This is a genomic window from Microcystis sp. M109S1 (genome assembly GCF_020247025.1).
GTDB lineage: Bacteria > Cyanobacteriota > Cyanobacteriia > Cyanobacteriales > Microcystaceae > Microcystis.
Genome location: NZ_JADBRW010000323.1, coordinates 1 through 16,670, shown reverse-complemented (window position 1 = coordinate 16,670; position 16,670 = coordinate 1). Strand labels below are relative to the sequence as shown.

Annotated in this window: 12 protein-coding genes; 6 read left to right on the top strand and 6 right to left on the bottom strand. The window is 42.1% G+C overall.

Going from position 1 to position 16,670, the window contains the following annotated elements; genetic code table 11:
* Positions 1–269: 269 nt before the first annotated feature.
* Positions 270–671, bottom strand: a complete 402-nt coding sequence (locus IM322_RS16295; protein WP_002773828.1) for a fasciclin domain-containing protein — start codon at positions 669–671, stop codon at positions 270–272.
* 698 nt (positions 672–1,369) lie between these two features.
* Here IM322_RS16295 and IM322_RS16290 point away from each other — a divergent pair.
* The 4 genes from IM322_RS16290 to IM322_RS16275 all read left to right on the top strand — a co-directional run bounded on the left by IM322_RS16290 (position 1,370) and on the right by IM322_RS16275 (position 7,259).
* Positions 1,370–2,326 carry a ribonuclease Z gene (locus IM322_RS16290; RefSeq protein WP_287672041.1) on the top strand — a complete coding sequence of 319 codons (957 nt, stop codon included), beginning with the start codon at positions 1,370–1,372 and terminating at the stop codon, positions 2,324–2,326.
* 2 nt (positions 2,327–2,328) lie between these two features.
* Positions 2,329–5,565, top strand: a complete 3,237-nt coding sequence (locus tag IM322_RS16285) for a tubulin-like doman-containing protein (protein ID WP_287672042.1) — start codon at positions 2,329–2,331, stop codon at positions 5,563–5,565.
* A gap of 209 nt (positions 5,566–5,774) precedes the next feature.
* A complete protein-coding gene (gene argF, locus IM322_RS16280; protein WP_286826542.1) occupies positions 5,775–6,701 on the top strand; it encodes an ornithine carbamoyltransferase in 927 nt (308 codons plus the stop codon).
* A 132-nt stretch (positions 6,702–6,833) separates the two neighbouring features.
* Entirely contained in the window at positions 6,834–7,259 is a 426-nt protein-coding gene (locus IM322_RS16275; RefSeq protein ID WP_287672044.1) for a hypothetical protein, read from the top strand.
* A 50-nt stretch (positions 7,260–7,309) separates the two neighbouring features.
* Here the strand turns inward: IM322_RS16275 and malQ are convergent, their stop codons facing one another.
* Together malQ and IM322_RS16265 are read right to left on the bottom strand one after the other, a co-directional pair.
* A complete protein-coding gene (gene malQ / locus IM322_RS16270) occupies positions 7,310–8,812 on the bottom strand; it encodes a 4-alpha-glucanotransferase (protein WP_287672045.1) in 1,503 nt (500 codons plus the stop codon).
* A 354-nt stretch (positions 8,813–9,166) separates the two neighbouring features.
* Entirely contained in the window at positions 9,167–10,291 is a 1,125-nt protein-coding gene (locus IM322_RS16265) for a hypothetical protein (protein WP_287672046.1), read from the bottom strand.
* Between the two features lie 460 nt (positions 10,292–10,751).
* Here IM322_RS16265 and IM322_RS16260 point away from each other — a divergent pair, with 460 nt between their 5' ends.
* The gene (locus IM322_RS16260; protein ID WP_287672048.1) at positions 10,752–11,660 is read left to right on the top strand and encodes a hypothetical protein; all 909 of its coding nucleotides are present in this window, start codon (positions 10,752–10,754) and stop codon (positions 11,658–11,660) included.
* A 180-nt stretch (positions 11,661–11,840) separates the two neighbouring features.
* Here IM322_RS16260 and IM322_RS16255 read toward each other — a convergent pair whose 3' ends face one another.
* Positions 11,841–12,668: an SGNH/GDSL hydrolase family protein gene (locus IM322_RS16255; protein ID WP_287672067.1), complete on the bottom strand. Its 828-nt coding sequence runs from the start codon at positions 12,666–12,668 to the stop codon at positions 11,841–11,843.
* A gap of 13 nt (positions 12,669–12,681) precedes the next feature.
* Positions 12,682–12,885 (bottom strand): hypothetical protein, encoded by a 204-nt coding sequence (locus tag IM322_RS16250; protein WP_287672050.1) that lies wholly within the window; start codon positions 12,883–12,885, stop codon positions 12,682–12,684.
* Positions 12,886–13,307: 422 nt separating this feature from the next.
* Here IM322_RS16250 and IM322_RS16245 point away from each other — a divergent pair, with 422 nt between their 5' ends.
* The gene (locus tag IM322_RS16245) at positions 13,308–16,235 is read left to right on the top strand and encodes a HEAT repeat domain-containing protein (protein ID WP_287672051.1); all 2,928 of its coding nucleotides are present in this window, start codon (positions 13,308–13,310) and stop codon (positions 16,233–16,235) included.
* A 37-nt stretch (positions 16,236–16,272) separates the two neighbouring features.
* On the opposite strand, the gene IM322_RS16240 is transcribed toward IM322_RS16245, so the two are convergent.
* Positions 16,273–16,670: transposase (locus IM322_RS16240; protein WP_287713260.1), on the bottom strand; the 398-nt coding region annotated here is incomplete at its 5' end.

Below are 16,670 nucleotides of genomic sequence, written 5' to 3'. Positions count from 1 at the left end.
TGAAAACGGACGGGTCGAAAGTGTCAGACTTAAGCAATTAAGCGTTTTTCGCTATCTGCGTCAACCCCATTGACGCGACCACCCTAAAAAAGTGGCGTGGTGAGGAATCGCCGTCCGTTTTACGGCGGCGAGGATGTCAAAACCGCAGAAAGTGGGCATTTTCCTCCGTCGATCATCGAATACATAAACAACCAAAAGTGTCTGTATATTTATTGACTAAATAAGAGGGATTTGCCCTAGATGCGGCCCGGGGAAAAGCCGGTCAAAAACTAACCCATCAGGATCACCGTATCGATGACGTGGATTACACCATTATCCGCCTCGATATTACCTGCGACCACCGTGGCATTTTTCACCTCAAAACCTTCGCTACAATCGATGGGAATCGGTGAACCCTCTAGAGAAGTCACTAGAGCCAATTTCGCCAAATCTTCCTGCATATATTTGCCCGCAACGACGTGATAGGTGAGAATTCGGGTTAATTGGGGGATATTCTGCACTAGGGTGGTAATCGTCCCGGGGGGCAATTTGGCAAAAGCTTCATCGGTGGGGGCAAAAACCGTGAACGGGCCGGGACTTTTTAGGGCATCCACAAGATTAGCGGCTTGTACCGCCGTTACTAGAGTTTTAAAATTATCGGCACTGACCGCAATATCGACAATATCTGCCATAAACTTGACTCGATCCTGAAAAAAATCATCTATTTCAGATTTTAAACTTAATCTTGTCCCAAAGATCGTTCTAGGGATGGGGTGTGGGGTGTGGGGTGTGGGGTGTAGGGGGGTCACTGCGTGCGCGTTGCGGGGGAAGAATAAATAAAAATAATCTCCTGAATACTGACTCCTAACCTAATGGTAGATGTTGGATTTTTGCAGGAGTTCTATTTTCCCAAAAATATAAGTAAAAATTATTTATTGACTCCAAAAACTTGAGAATATTTAAATTAACATTCCGCAATATTTACAAATTCTTAAGAATTAATTGAGAAAGATTTTTATTTAACAACGATGTTGCAGTGGTAACAGCGATTTGATAGAATTTCATAGTCGGTTATTCTGTGCGTTTTTGGGCAGCAATGGTTGAAACCCTTGCCACACCTACAGGGTGATCCTAATTAAGACAGGTAAATTAGTCAATTTCACCCACAACGATGATCTTTTTTTTGTGTAGTTTTATTGCAAAAAAAAAGTTTTTTTGACAAAAAGCACAAAGTATGATAAGAACACTGGTGTATTTCTGGCCGCGAAACTCAAAATCAGGGGATTTCCTGTTTCCAAGTCAAGAAATACAGAAAAGCAGTAATTCGATCGAGAAATCGATAAAAACAGCCTAGACTAGAAAAAGAATCCTCTATCCTGACAGCTATCCTGTGGAGATTACTTTTTTAGGAACCAGTTCTGGGGTTCCCACTCGTTCCCGCAATGTCTCTAGTATCGCCCTTCGTTTGCCGCAACGGGCGGAAATATGGCTGTTTGACTGTGGAGAAGGAACTCAACACCAGTTACTGCGTAGCGACCTGAAAAGTTCCCAAATTCGACGCATTTTTATCACCCATATGCACGGGGATCATATCTTTGGTTTAATGGGACTGTTAGCCAGTATCGGATTAGCCGGTTCTGCTCAGGATATTGATATCTATGGACCCCCCGGACTAGCGGACTATCTGCGCGCTTGTGCTAAGTATTCCTATACTAATTTGGCTAATCGGGTGCGTGTCCATGCCATTTCCCCAGGCATACTCTACGAAGATGAAGAATTTACCGTCTCCTGTCAGCTATTAAAACATCGTATTCCCGCCCACGGTTATCGCATCGCCGAAAAAGACCGTCCAGGACGTTTTGATGTGGAAAAAGCCAACGCTTTGGGTATTCCCCCCGGACCAATTTACGGCAAGCTGAAAAAAGGGGAAACTGTCACCCTCGCCGATGGCAGCAAAATTCGCGGTCAGTCCCTCTGCGGAGAAACGGAAATCGGCCGTAAAATTGCCTATTGTACTGATACTATTTTCTGTGAAGGTTCGATCGAATTGGCACAGAATGCAGATGTGCTAATTCATGAGGCAACTTTTGCTCACCAAGATGCCGGGTTAGCCTTTGAAAGTGTTCACTCCACTTCAACGATGGCAGCCCAGGTGGCCTTGGCAGCCCGGGTAAAATTGTTATTAATGACCCATTTTAGTCCCCGTTATCTACCGGGTAATTCTCTGGATATTTCCAATTTGTTAGAGGAAGCGCGGGCGATTTTTCCTAACACTAAATTAGCCTACGATTTCCTCACCTACGAAGTCCCCCGCAACCGTCAAGAAATGGCTTTAGGAGTTAAGTAATTATGCCAGCAGCAGTGGAAGAAAAAAGCATGGTTCCCACGGTTTTAGTGGGTATTGGTGGCACGGGTAACGAAATTTTATCGCGATTGCGTCGCTTAATCGAGGAAAGTTATGGCAGTTTGAGTAATTTTCCGATTGTCAGCTTTTTGGTGGTTGACACGGATAAGGATTATAAAATCAGTAATCCTGAAGCTGCCGGCAGTGCTTTTAAAGATAACGAAAAACACTGGTCCCGGGTGAGTGGAAAACAGGTACAGGAGATGGTATCTGACATGGATAGATATCCCTGGATTAATAGTTGGTTTCCCCCGGAATTAGAGAGAAATATTACTTCCCTAGAAGCGGGGGCGGGACAAATTCGCGCCTGTGGCCGTTTTGCTTTATTTTGTAATTATCATGAGATCCAAAGGAAATTTCTGGATGCGGTGAGACGGGTAAAAGGACAAGAAAACTTTATGCTTGATCGCTATGGAATTAAAGTTAGTAATAGTGCTATTAATGTCTTTACTACGGGGTCTTTAAACGGTGGTACGGGTAGCGGAATGTTAATCGATATAGGCTACTGTATTCGTAATTGGTTGCGAGGAGAAAGTAGTCCTTTGAGTACGGCAATTGTTCCCACTCCTGAAGCATTTGCGGGGATTAGTGTCGGCGATCGAGTTTTGGCTAATGGTTACGCTGCCCTGATGGAATTAAATTACTTTTCTGACTACAGAACCGAATATCATCAACAGTTTAGCAGTGGTTTGGTCGATGAAGTTGTTAGTAAATTACCCCCCTTTGATTTTACCTATTTAGTAGGAACAAAAAACGGAGAAGGTGATTTTAAACTCGGTCAAATTCGGGAAATGATCGCCCAAAATATTTTCCTAGATATGACCTCTGATTTTGCCCCCCATAAGCGTTCCATTAGAGATAATATTAAGGGTTCTTGGGCGCAAGCTGACCCTGGGGGTCGCGGTTATCCTAAGCAATTTATGAGTTTTGGGCTATCAACTATTGAAATTCCTATTGCCCAAATTCGTGCTTCTTTATCGGAACGTTTAGCCAAAGATTTAATTAATTGGTGGCTGAATGATTCCGTGATTTTACCCGCTCAAATGTTGGAGTTAGTAAGAGGTGATATCCTCAAAAGAATGCGCTTGAGCGAAGGGGAATTAATTATGGATTTATGTGCCGACAAGGATCGCTCTTTAATTGCCATAATCTCCCAATGGACTAACGAAACTCGTCAGGAAATCAATCAAGATAATTGGCTATCTTGTACCAAACAGGGTGTTAATATTTTAGGCAATGAACAAGGAAAAATTCTGCGATTTATTAATGATTATTTAACACCAAGAGTCGAGGAATTTAAACGCAATCATTTACTAGAATTAAGTCCCGATGAGCGGCTGCACGGCGATTACCTGAAAAAGATTTATAATAATCGGGATGAAATTATTCAACGGGGTAAAAAGTCTCTAGAAATGGAGTTTTATAATATCCTTGAGGATCGAAACCGTGGGGTAAAATTTGCCGAGAGTTTTATTGTTTCAGTAAGACAAATCTTCACCGACATGGCAGAAAAATTCCGTCGTGATCAAGAACAGGTTTGGAGTCAAAACGAAAGTAAACGTCAACGAGAATATGATACAGCCTTAGCAGAAATTAATGATCTGAAAGATAAACTTCATGTCTCGAAAAAAGATAAGATGGAACAATATTGTGAACAAGCTTTAACGGGATTGGAAGGCTATTTAATGGCCAATATTCAACGAAAAACCAGAGGTGCAGGAGTAGAGGTTATTAATCGTTTACTGGAACATCTTAATCAATTAGAAAGCCGTTTTAATCGCTTTCGTCAGAAATTAATTCAAAGTCGCGATCTATTTAATCTCCAAGCTAATCAACAGATTGATAGTGCCGATGCTTTGTTAATTAATGGGATTAAACTATTTGATAGACAAGAATTAAATGGCCTTTATCAAGACTTTATCGAACAATTTGCCTCGGGGATTGTCGGTAACAAAAATGCCTACGATACAGGTATGGATAACCTTTGTTTACACCTCTCAGAAGAGATTTTAAAGCAATCTAGCCCCCTCTGGAAAGAAACGCGCCGCTCCGACGAAAATATGCGTTTATTTGACATCACCGAGATTGCCGATATTCGTCAAGGAGATTTTCAACAAGTTATCATAAACCAAGCTAATCAACTACTACAAAATGCCCCCGTTAGTAGTCGCATTCAGCAGGAATTAGCCGCTTGCGATCGCTTGTTAAAAATCTATAACAACGATGCCGATATTATCAATAATCTTCGCATTGCCTACCAAAAATCGCGACCACTAATTATGCTTAATCCTGCGGTTTTGCGTGGAAAAGATGCGGGTTTTACGCCCCAATTAAATCAAAATGTTGCCCTGATTGGGGGAAGAAATACCAATAACCCGGCAGCCCAAAAAATTATTCCGAAACTGCGGGAATTTATTGCCAACGAAGACGATATTAAACCCTTGGGAGAAGTGGAAAAACATCGTCTTGTCTTCGTGCAGGAAATTGGCGGTTTTTCCCTACGCTGTCTCGATGGAATGCGAGAGCTGCGACAATCCTATCAAGACTGGAAAGGAGAATTTATTCTCGCTAAACGCGCCCAACAAATGGGGGAAAATCGCGATTTACCCATCCCCGTGCATATCCAAAAGGAACCTCCTTTCTGGGATGTTTTTCCCGAAGATCCGAGTATTTATCAATTGGTGGTGACGGCCCGAGCTTTGAAAGTGCTTTTTCCAGAAGTCAATCGAGTCACTAATGAGAAAACAATTCGCTATGAAATTAAAACCGCAACGGGATTAAAAAAAGTCGATATCGCCACCAGTTGGGAAGATGCGGTACAGGTGTTAGAAGTAAAAGCTTGTCGCGAAGATAAGGAAAAAATTCAAAGTCAGGTGACGGCTAAGTTACAGGATTCGGCCACTCCGGAGAAAAAACAAGCTTTGTATCGGACTTTTATCAAATATTTACAACAACGTTCCGAGGAGTTGACAGGAGGAAAAGATAATACAGAATATAAACGGGAAGATGCAATTATGTTGCAGTTAATCGATAACTATAAGTTGGATAGCGGTGGAGAAATACCTCTTTCTTCGGTGACGGAAGTGGCTAACCCAGCTTTAATTATCTGTGGTAATTGTGGACATAAAAATCCGCCCTCGTCTAATTTTTGTTCTAAGTGTGGGGCAAAATTAGTTAAGTAGAAATTGGGCAATTTCTTGTTTTTAGTCCTCGGTTCACAGAAAAAGTGGGGGTGTTAGCTGGACTAACATCCCCCAAAATGAAAATTTTCGGGAAAAATTGCCTAATAGCGAAAAAACTGGATTATAATAAGGTCTTTACTCAAGATTTTTGCTAATCGCTAACTGCCATAAAAGCCAATCAAGACCCCTGCTTATCGAGAGAAAAACCAATGGTAGCCACTTTAAAAGGACGAGATGTTTTAAGAATAACCGACATGAGTAGCGAAGAAATCAGCGCCCTACTCAATCTATCGGCACAGCTTAAAGCTGGCACTCTTAACCCTAGCTGCAAAAAAGTCTTGGGATTGCTATTTTATAAAGCTTCCACCCGGACGCGGGTTTCCTTTACCGTCGCCATGTACCAGTTAGGGGGACAGGTGATCGATCTTAATCCCAGTGTAACCCAAGTGGGGCGAGGGGAACCCTTAGCAGATACAGCCCGGGTACTCGATCGCTATCTCGATATTCTCGCAGTTCGCACCTTTAAACAAGAGGATTTAGAAGCTTTTGCTAATTACTCGCGCATCCCGATTATCAACGCTTTAACGGATTTAGAACATCCCTGCCAGATATTAGCCGATTTACAGACTATCCAAGAGACTTTTCAGACTTTACGGGGAATTAACCTCACCTATGTCGGGGATGGCAATAATGTCGCTAATTCTCTCCTCTTGGGTGGTGCTTTGATGGGGTTAAATGTGAGGGTTGCCTCCCCCGCAAACTATCAACCCGATGGGGAAATTGTCGCCAGCGCCCAGGCTATTGGCGAGAAAACCGGTAGTAAAATCTTCATTACCGACGATCCCGTTATGGCCGTAAAAGACTCTCAGGTGGTCTATACTGATGTCTGGGCAAGTATGGGACAGGAAAGCCTCGCTGATGCCCGAATTCCCGTTTTTCAGCCCTACCAAGTCAATGAACAGCTAATGAGTCACGCTGACAAAGACGCGATTATTCTCCATTGTTTACCTGCTCACCGCGGCGAAGAAATTACCGACGGGGCGATCGAGGGTGTACAATCAAAAGTCTGGGAACAAGCGGAAAATCGGATGCACGCCCAAAAAGCTTTAATGGTGAGTTTATTGGGATTAATCTAGCTCCAGATGCTCAGTTACCTAAAATAATCATTAAACTCGGTCATCAATCAACCTAAGACCTGTCCGACACCGGAAGTTAACGCTAGGATTGATGGTAAGAGCAATAATCAGGGCAGCCTCCACACATACTATATGTCAGACACCTCCGCAGTTAAACAATATCTCGCCCATTGGTTTCAATTGGGAAAAAAAGTTATTTGTCCCAAAAACCAAGCTATGCTATTTCCGCTGCCAATTTTCAATGCTGATCGCTATTCAGCGGAGTTTGAAGATTGTTGGCAAAAAATTCTTGATCCTGAAAGTGGCGATTGTTACCTAGAGGGTACTCAACAAACTATCCGAGACTTACTTTCCCCTCAATGGGAATTTCATCCCTGCGCTCGCTGTACTATACCTGTACCGATTGAAGTGGTGGGACAATCGGGTTTATCCTGTCCCTGCCATGATTTGAGTAATTGGCCCAATTTAGAATTACCCCTACCCCATTTACCCGTCAATAGTCAAGAAAATCTCGATCGCATCCGGCAAAGATTGCTAAAAAATTCTCGCCAAGATTAACCGGACTAAAAGAGACGTTAGGGGTAACGTCTCGACAAAAGGGTTTAGATTTAACGATTTCTGCCAAAAAGATTCACTAAATCTCGCAATCTGTGGCTATATTCTCCGGTTAAAGCTTCCTGACGATAGCGCCATGACCAATTGCCTTCTGCGACACTGGGAGTATTCATGCGCGCATCCGATCCTAAACCTAACACATCCTGTAACGGTACGATCGCCTGATTAGCCACGGAACTATAGGCAAGTCGAATCAGATCCCAAGCCACTCCCTGACCACTGGGAGCGCCAAGATATTGATAAAGTCGCGCTTTTTCGTAGTCATTGGCGTTATCTTGAAACCAGCCCAGAGTAGTATTATTATCGTGAGTGCCGGTATAAATCACACAGTTGCGTTCGACGTTGAAAGGAAGATAGGGATTACCCGCATCACCCCCAAAAGCAAAGTGGAGAATTTTCATACCGGGAAAGGCAAAGTGATCGCGAAAATCTAGAACTGCCTGGTCAATATCGCCCAAATCTTCGGCAATAATCGGCAATTTACCCAAACGATCCCGGATGGTATTAAAGAGATCATAACCCGGGGCCTTCAGCCAACGACCATTAATGGCGTTTTCCTGGCCAAAAGCCACCGCCCAATAGGCCTCTAATCCGCGAAAATGATCGATACGGATGATATCGACTAGGGAAAGAACCCCTTTTAAACGACGTACCCACCAGTCAAAGCCCGTATTTTTGAGATAATCCCAGTTATACAAAGGATTTCCCCATAATTGACCCGTTGCTGAGAAATAATCCGGGGGAACCCCTGCCACTTCCAAGGGATTACCGGTTTGGGGATCTAGTCGGAAAACCTGGGGATTTGCCCAAACATCAGCGCTATTATGGGAGACATAAATGGGGATATCACCGATAATCTCGATACCAAGGGCGTTAGCATAGCGTTTTAGGGCTAACCACTCCTCAAAAAACTCAAATTGCAGGAATTTGTGCAGAAAAATCTCCTCTTGTAACTCCTGTTTCGGTGTTTCCAACGCACCCCAATGACGTTCGCGAATTTCTGTCGGCCATTCCATCCATGCTTTACCCTGGTAAGCGTGGGATAAAGCCATAAATAGGGCGTAATCCTCTAACCAATCAGCATTGCCAGCACAAAAGCCGGCAAACTGTTTGTAAAGAATTGTGTCAGAACCCTTGACAAAATTGCTCGCCGCCTTTCTAAGTAGGGGAATTTTCCAAGCGATCAATTTATCGAAATCCACTTGATCGAGGGGAAAATCGGGAATATCCTCTAAATCTGCATGACTAAGCAGGTTTTTCTCCCGAAGAATATCGAGACTGATCAGGAGATGATTACCGGCAATGGCACTAAAACTCATGTAGGGAGAGTTACCGTACCCTGTCGGGCCTAAAGGGAGAATTTGCCAGAGTTTTTGACCACTTTGAGCCAAAAAATCGATAAATTGATAGGCTTCCCTACCTAGTTCTCCAATCCCGTAACGACCGGGGTGACTGGTGGGATGAAGCAAAATACCGCTAGAACGGCTAAAAGCCATGAAAAAACCCCCTTATCAGTGATTAGGTTAGCAGTTATTAAGTGTTTAAAGCTGAATGCTCACTGCTATCTCCAAGCTAACCCGATCTCGATCGATAACGGCAATACTTAACAACTTTATTAGACCTATGGGACAAAATGAGGCATTACAGCCGTACCGTAACAGATCGTCTTTCCAGTTAAAAGGATTCCTTGGGATCACGTTCCACGTTACCCCGGAGGAAAAACCGATCGCTTGTCAGTTATTGCACCAATGGTAGGGGCGCATCGGTCAGTGAGTTGATCGATGCGCCCAAAATGTAATATAGATATTTCTGCAAAATTGAGATGCAGCCGCCGAAAATTCAAGAGCGATTCACTTACTTTCAGTAAGTCCCACTTCTTGTAACCTCCTCTTCAACCCAGACCTGTTACTGTACTGTTCGTAAATCTGGTTCAGACGCTCTTGGAAAACGGGCAACCGGTTTTGATATTCGGCTAAATCTCTTAATTTGACTAACAATTTAACAGCCTCATCGTAGGGTTTAGACTGGGCTTTCTGAATTAGGGACTCGACTTGCTGCCAAACTTGCGCTTCCCGTTTAGCTAAAGTTTGTAGTTCCTCAATTCGCTTGGCTTCCGCCTCTTGTTGTCGCCGTTTTTCTGCCTTTTTTCCTTCCTCAGAAGCAGCCTCAAGAAGTTCTTGGATCGTACGTCGAGGCTGGTTAGAAGCGGGAGAATTAGGGATTAATTGAGACAGCTTTTGTTTGAATTTGGCAGATAAATTCGGTTCTCCTTTAGCCAATCTTAATAAGAAATCTTGGCGTTCAGAAGCCGATAATTGGCTAATAGCTTGTTGCCAAGTTTGCTCAGAGATAGTTGTTGGTTTACCACTGGATGTACAAGCAACATTTAATAAGTGTTCGTCCAATTCAACGATTTCTATAAAAGCCTTTTGAGATGCAGAAAGTTGATTTAGTCCGGGGGGTAGAGGAGGTTCTAGTTGGGTGTTATCGATGTCTATATATCCCTCGGATAAGGCAATAGCTTTCAGCCAAGCTAAATATAATCCTCGATAGTCTTGCTGGAGAATTTCTTGGCGTAATCCTATCAATTCCGATAGAATCCCTTCTCCTTCTATCCAGTCATCAAAACCTTCTTCTTGACTAAATTCCCAATCTAAAATTGCCCAATCTCCCACAAAAGATAAGCTGATATAATCATCAATACAGTAAAGTTTAATTGCTTCTCGGTCGATCAGGGATTTTGGAAAACGAAACATTAATTGCTGTGTTCCCCAGTTGGCGATGTAGTACATGATATCGAAATACCGAGCCAGCACTTGTTTGGTATCGCCTCGAAAATCGCCGTAACTATAGGTGAAACTGGCACTCGTTGCCGTCGGTTTGACGCGGCTCGATAGCTGGCCTATGGCAGCCCTTTCCTCTTGGGTGAGGGGGCGATCGATCGCTTGAAATTCGTAATATTGGTATTCGCTCATGGTGTGCAACCTATCTCAAGGTTTATGATCGATATGCTGATAATTGTACGGGGATAGTTAGGGTTTAAAGATAAATTCGACAGGACGGGCGCTCTCGGATGTATTAGGAATAGCAAGAATATGCAAATCGCCCGATCTTTACCGATAAGGAAAAAGTTCGGGTGATCGATCGGTAATTTCCCCGCATCGGTCTTTTCAAGAAATCTAATCTATTCCTTTGGATAGTGGCACGGTCAAAATCGATAGGATTACAATTTCTTTTGTTAAGCACTTTAGCGATCGCTGGATATTTCTGCCATCGGCTATCGCAATTCACTATCAGCTAATTATTAAAATTTATGAAAACAGCCTCATTCGTTGAGATTATCGGAGATAGAGTAGGGATAGATAAGAGGGAAATAATTAGAGCCTTTTGGCATTGTTCAGCTTAGAGCGTAGAGTAGAAAGGAGGTGTCTTAAGATGACTAACGGAGACGATGATCAACACTTGCCTCTTGCGTGGGAAAAGGGGAAGGTTATCGCACAATTTTTGGGAGTTATTGCTAACACAGCTATAGCTGTAGTTGTTTTCTTGGTTGGCAATGCTTATAATCAACAAATTGAAAATCAAAAACTGGCACAAAATTTAAGGATCAGATACATTGATTTAGCTCTGGAGATCATCAAAAGCTCTGAAAGTAGTGATGAAATTCGCACTTGGGCGGCTGACATAATACAGAATAATTCAGAGAATATTACTAGAACTCCAATGGATGACGAGACCGAGAAAAAACTTACATTGTGGGGTTTAAAAGAAAAACAAACTGAATTAAGAGAACCAAATGTTGGCACACAACAAACCACAACCAATAGTATTACTTTAGATCAAGCTTTACAGGAAGCCTTGACTAGGAATCCTTTTTACACAAGAGAGGGTGATACTTCCAAATATACTGACTTTAACCTTTTCATCTGCAATGAAAATAGTTCCGTAGCTACTCCATTAGCCAACTTAATTGCATATAAGCTTGCCCAACAAAATCATGGCGAAATGCAGGTAAAGGTTCTTAGTGATGAGGAAGAGAAAAATGAGTTTAAAACCTTATTACCCAGAGGAGCTATCACTGTAATTACCGATGAAGGTCATCCTGAAAATGGTGAATGGGGTCGTATTAGCGATCTCCTGCAAAAAGCCATAGGAAGCGTTACTGAACCAAGCAATCCTCTATATAAGCAACTGGTTAGCTCACCTGACGACAAAATAAAAATACTTACAACAATTCAGAAGCCTGACATCAAGCAGGAATTCAATGCTGGCAAATACTCTCCTTGGCGCATTAGCATATTCATCTGTCCTACTCCCTCCGATCGATCGGGCGATACTAAATAATTAACCCCTCCCAGCGTGCGTCTATACCGCGAACTTGCCCAACCTGCTCCCACTAGGACTCGCCCTCCCCAACCTCAAAGTATATTACTCTTTTCTTCTTTTCTGGGAGAGGGATTGGGGGTAAGGATAATTAACCATCTCTGCCATTACTTTTGAAAAATGGCATAACGATTTTTTTACCTACCCGGGTAAAGATTTACTCCTCCCTTCAACCGCTTTTACCCGGAAAGTGGGATCGCTGGCTCGGTTCGGTTTTCTTTTCAACGTTACCTGCGCCACTTTAACGCCTAAACCGACAAAAGCGACGATAACGATCGCACCTGTCGCGTCCGGTTCGGGAACGCTGGCGAGGGTTGTCGAGGCGAGACCTGCGATCGCTTGATGGGTTACGGTCGTGGGATGGAAACCGTCCCAGAAAAGATACTCGGAGGGATTCGCGCAGAGCTGCCAGGTATTGGTATTCAAACAAGCGTCCGTGACGTTGGTTAAACTGTAGCGAGACGGATCGTTGTAGGTGTTCTCGAAGAGAAAGTAGATATCTAGCGGGATCAGAGTGGCCGCAGTCGAGGGAGCGTTTTGGAGGGCTTGAAGCGCCGTGGCTAATTTCTGATTATGCTCTAGGGCTAGATTCGTCATACCCGGTATTCCCGCCTGACTGGGTAATTTCCCGAGATCCGGTAGATTCGGAACAATCACCGTTTTCGCGCCAACCGCGGGGGAGATCAAGGTTTGAACCGCAGCGATAATGTTACCGACTACGGCATCGGGGTCGGTACTGAAACCGAAAAGATAGTCGTTAGCCCCGGCCCACACGACGAAGAGATCGCGAGCGTCGAAAGTTGATAGGAACGGGTTCGCGGCGAACGCGCCGATCTCGTCGAGTAATCCAGGAAAATCCCCCCCGAACAAGAGTTCGGCCACGTTCTGACGACCGCTGGTGGCTCCGCCATAGGCAAGATTCAGCACTGCGCTATCTGGCAGTCCGAAATCTTGCTGTAAATACTCGATCCAGAGCGGGCCGTTAGAAAAGCGCCCGTTCGCATAGGGGGGGGCTAGGCGGGTAAAGATTGCCCGTTAGTTGATATAAATTTCCCGGATCCGATAAGCTATCGCCGAATACCTGAAAACTCTCGAAGGTTGCCCCTAGGGTCTTGAAAGGAGACAGGAGAGTGAAGAAGGTAATTCCCGCCGTGGCGATTAGTGATTTTGTTAATAAATATTTCATCGATTCGCCAATTTAAAAATGAAACGCATCAACCTCAAGAGTTGACAGAAAAAGGCTCATCAGGTACTGTCTGATCATTAACAACAACAAATCAGATTCAAAAACGAAGCCCCCAATATCCTAACATAGAACAAAGAAACTTGCTCTACCAACTTAGTCAAGAGGTCGGGCAATCGCACACAATTCTTAACACTTTTGGACTTTGGACATAAATCAATACCTGATTATCTCCGAAGGGTGACAGCAAACTTAACATATAGCAGTTTTCATCAGAATGAGGCATGGGCAAGGGGCTTAAGCTCCTTGTTGGTAAAACTTGTCGATACCTCAGTAACCTGAAAAGCGCTATAATTAAATCACTATGATCGATCACTCTGGGAGTCGGGCAAACATAAATTACTGCTTTGCTGAGAGGTAGAAAGATGAATAAAAACACCGTATCTGTACTGCTCACTACGTTGACTGTCACTTCTTTGATGGTTTTATCTTCTTCAACTTTGGCAGTTGAAAATGAAAGATTGCGTTGTCCATTAGAACAAACAGAGGTTAAGACTTTCGTTGAAAATCTTAGAACTTCGCCAAAAAGATTAGTAAGATTGCAGGGTTGGAGTAAAAAATTATACCCTTTGAAATTACCTTTTACCTCTGAACAAAATAGTATATTTTGTGCTTTGACTATTGTTATTAAAAAAGAAAATAAATTTGAACCAGAAATTCGTATAAATGCAATTCTGGTGCTAAGGGGCATTGGCACAGGAGCCGAAGAAGCTATGCCGGAACTTAAAACAATTCTCAATGACCATAATGATAATTATGAAATTCGTAGAAGTTCTGTTTTAGCTATCAAAGGTATTAATGCAGAATTAGCAGTTACAGAACTTATTAAGATTCTTGAAAATCCCAATGAAAATAATAATTATGTGCTGATTGAGACAGCTTCAGCTTTGGCGAGTATTCCTGAGAGACTTCAACTTCCAGAAAATAAAGAAAATAAATCTAACGCAGTCAAAGCATTAATCGATCTTCTTAATAAAAATCCAAATGGCGAAGTACGGCGCAGTGCTGCTGATGCTTTAGGAGAAATAAAATCTGATGATCCCAGGGTGATAGAGCTTCTCAATGAGGCACTAGAAGATCCATCTTTTAGCGTTCGTTCAGCAGCAGCCGACGCTTTAGGAAAATTTGGCAATACAGATAATAAAAAAATAATAGATAATCTCCAAAATACTATACCCAATATTAACAAGCTTTTTAGCGATCTGAATTTCACTCCTCGTCAGAAAGCTGCTTTTGCTTTAAGCCAGATTGAAGTATCTGATGAAAAAAATCAAGAAATTGTGACAGAAACATTGACAACTGCAATTCTAAATTCTGGAAATGAAAATGTTCGCATAAATGCTGCTATCGCATTGGGAAAACTAGGAACATCTCAGCCAACACCCGTAAAAACAATCAAAATACTTGAAACATTACATACAACATTACAGAAAGATCCGTCAAAAGATAAGAGTATTTCTAAAAATGCTGCTGAATCTATTTCAAGAGTTGCCTCAAGCCTTGAGGATAAATTAAAGAAAAATCAAGAAAATCCAGACTATAAAAAAAGATTAGATAAGTCAATTGGAGTTTTAAAAGATATTCTAAAAGAGGATTATTTTCGTTCCTTACAACCTGATCAAATAGGTCAACTAGCAATAAAACAAGATATAGAAAAGCATCTTGAATCGCTAAAGACTCTAAGGACTAAAAAAAACTGGAAGGAACGGATATGGCCAGAAAACAACCCTCTGGGGAAAAGTATAACAATAATAGTTGCTATTTCCGTACTGTCCAATGTGGCGGTTGGATTGATTTTCTGGAAACGCCCAATTTGGTTACTTTGGTTTGATGATAGATATTGGAAAGCTCTATCAGAATCAAAAATAGAATCAAAATTTGATCCAGTGATGGGTTTGGTAATCCAAATTATCCTCATGTTTCTCGGTTTTACTATTCTTGGTTTTAGGTATCGTCCTAGAGTTCTTGATGCTTGGGTCGCTAAACATATCAAATCAGTCCGCAAAGAATTTGAAAAAAAGGATTCGGTAAAAGAACGTAAAGTCTATATCTCTATTCCTGTTATTCTTAACGGTGAAACGGTTTCTGAACTAACTGCTAAAGATTTACGCTCGCAATTTAACAAACATCTACTCATTTGGGGTGAAGGTGGAAGTGGTAAAACCAGCCTCGCTTTTCAAATAGCTAAATGGGCAATGTCAGATGATGAAAACGAATGGATTTGCAAAGATCATCCAATGCTACCCGTACTTATTGAGGAGGATATAGAAGTTGAAGCAGCCAGAGGTAAAGATCCATTTATTGCAATGATCCAAGGTCAATTAAACGATGAACTAGTTTCTGAGCCAGAGCCTATATCAGAGGAACTGTTGGAACATTTGCTGAGAAAACAACGAATCCTTGTAATAGTAGATCATCTCTCAGAAATGAGCGAACAAACGCGAGATTTTATCCATCCTGAGATGTCAGACTGTCCTGTTAATGCGCTGATAGTGACTTCACGAACAAAAGAAAAACTAGGTGGTGTTAATAGAACAACCATTACACCACTTCTTGTTGAAGGTAATCGCCTCTCATCATTTATGGAAGCCTATCTCATAAAATTGGATAACGCACGCTCCTTGTTTACGGATTCGCAGTTCTTTGAGGCTTGTAGGAACCTATCAAATATTGTAGCTCAGAGCAAGATAACCGTACTACTCGCAAAACTGTATGCTGACCAGTTAATTGCAGCGAAACGAAAGTTGATTGGAGATATTGGAGATATAAGACCAGAAGATGTTCCTGACAACATCCCTGACTTAATGCTTCGTTATCTCAACCTACTTAACGAAAACGTACCAGAAGCGCAGAATAAGCTCAAAAATCCCACGGTACACCACGATGCTAAAGTGCTTGCTTGGGAATGCCTTAAAACCAATTATCAACCCAAAACGGCTAAACGAGAAGAAGCGATTACAGCAATCGGCAATAATCAGGGAGAAATTCATCTCGATTATCTAGAAAAACGTCTGCACCTCATCCAAACTATAAGCCCTGCAGAAGATAAAATTCGCTTTACTCTTGATCCATTAGTCGAGTATCTTGGTGCTTTGTATTTACTTTCACTTTATCGTAATGACGAAAATCAATGGTCTGAACTACTCAAGCAGATGGACAACATCCCCAAAAGCTTTCTGATAGTATTACGAGATTGTTGCTCTGTTAAGGGCGAAGAATATAATATTCCCAGTTTTGTTCTTGAAAAACTGTTAGAAGCCACATCAACCATGAAAAAAGCTGCATTTCCTTAAACACCCGGCTCTTCTGGTTTTCGTGTGTTAATTTTTGTTATGAATTAAAGCAAGCAAACAGCTTAAGTCGAAGATGTTCAAAATTGGTAAATCCATAACTGATTCTTTTAATAAGCTTTATTTTGGTATTCATTCCCTCAATTAATCCGTTGGTTGTCTGATTTTCAAAGTAATTACAGATACCCGACAAATGCTTCCGGATCATACTGGCACTACTTTGCTCTAATATTCCGCCTATTCTTATCCATTTTTCCAATTTTCTCTCAGCACATCTGAACGTTCTACTACTTTGATAAATTTGTCTAATTTCTTCTTTCATCTCCTGGGCTATTCCCAAGCAGGGATGTTCTTTTAAGATAACTTCTAGTTGTTGTTTTTGCTCGTCTTTTAAGTCCTCTTTATTCTTCCATAATAAATGAGGTAATCCTTTTTCAT